Annotated in this window: 1 protein-coding gene; it reads right to left on the bottom strand. The window is 64.3% G+C overall.

From position 1 onward, the window contains the following. On the bottom strand, positions 1 to 1,063 hold a 1,063-nt coding region (gene tnpB, locus ACWGPE_RS19250), incomplete at both ends, for an IS607 family element RNA-guided endonuclease TnpB (RefSeq protein ID WP_452049355.1).

The raw sequence follows: 1,063 nt of genomic DNA, 5'->3' as shown, positions 1-1,063 counted from the left end.
GGCTTTCGCCTCCCACACGCCGAACAGGTCTTCGATGACGGATAGAACCGGTCCACAGCCACCAACTGGCTGCCATACCAACGTGTCTTGTACTCGAGCATCCGCCGGACCTGGGCTAGGGCCGCATCAGCCAGTGCTCTGTTCAGGCCCCGCTTGTGCGCACCTCCGTAGGCGCGCATCCCGGCGGCGTTGAGGGTCTCGACAACGACCACCCGGTGTTGCTGGGCCAAGATTGTGGTGGCCTTGTGCAGCACGTCGCGGCGCACTGCTGCGGCATGTGCGTGCGTATCACCGATCCGAGCCTGAGTGTGTCGCCACCGCTTCGACGGTATGTGCTTGGCGCCGGTGCCCGGGTCGTACGGCCCGCGTTGGCGCGCGGCCCTGCGTTGCAACGTTCGTAAGCGCGCCTGCGCCGCCGTCAACGACTTGGGTGCCGGGATCCGGGCGATCTCAACACCGGCAGGGGTCGCCACCACCAACAAGCTGTCTACCTTGACCCCGACGTCGACACCAACGATCTGGTGCGGTGAGTACGCTGCGTGAGCTGGCCGGGCTTTTGCCGCCACCACCGTCTGAAACGCGCAATACCAGCGACCAGCAGCGTCTTGGGTGACAGTCGCCGACAATATTCGCGCGGTCTCGGCCTCCACCCGTCGGGCCAGCTTGCGGGTCGATTCAAGGGTGCGAATGGTGCCGACCCGAGGCAACGTCACGTGGTGACGATCCGATTCGCAACGAATCGCACCGGTGGTGAAGCGCACCGAACGACGCGCCCGCGCCGATTTGAACCGCGGAAACGCCACTACTTTCCCTACGCGTAGTCCGCGCCGCGATGCCGACCATGCCTCCAGACCTCGAGCCAGACCGTCCAGACCTGTGTTGTAAGCCTCTTTGGAATTCTCGGGCCACCATGGCGCGCACAGGGGCTTGCGTTGGTTCCACACCTTGCGCAATGCCGCCAGCGACCATCCAAACGTCGGTGTCAGCTGGGACTCATCGACGCTGTAGCTGCGTTCGGCGGCACGCTGATCCATCACTGCTTTGACCAAGGCCAGCATGTGAT

The sequence above is a fragment of the Agromyces sp. NPDC055658 genome, from assembly GCF_053618155.1.
Note: the sequence above shows the minus strand (reverse complement) of the source record. Positions and strands in the feature narration are given on the sequence as shown.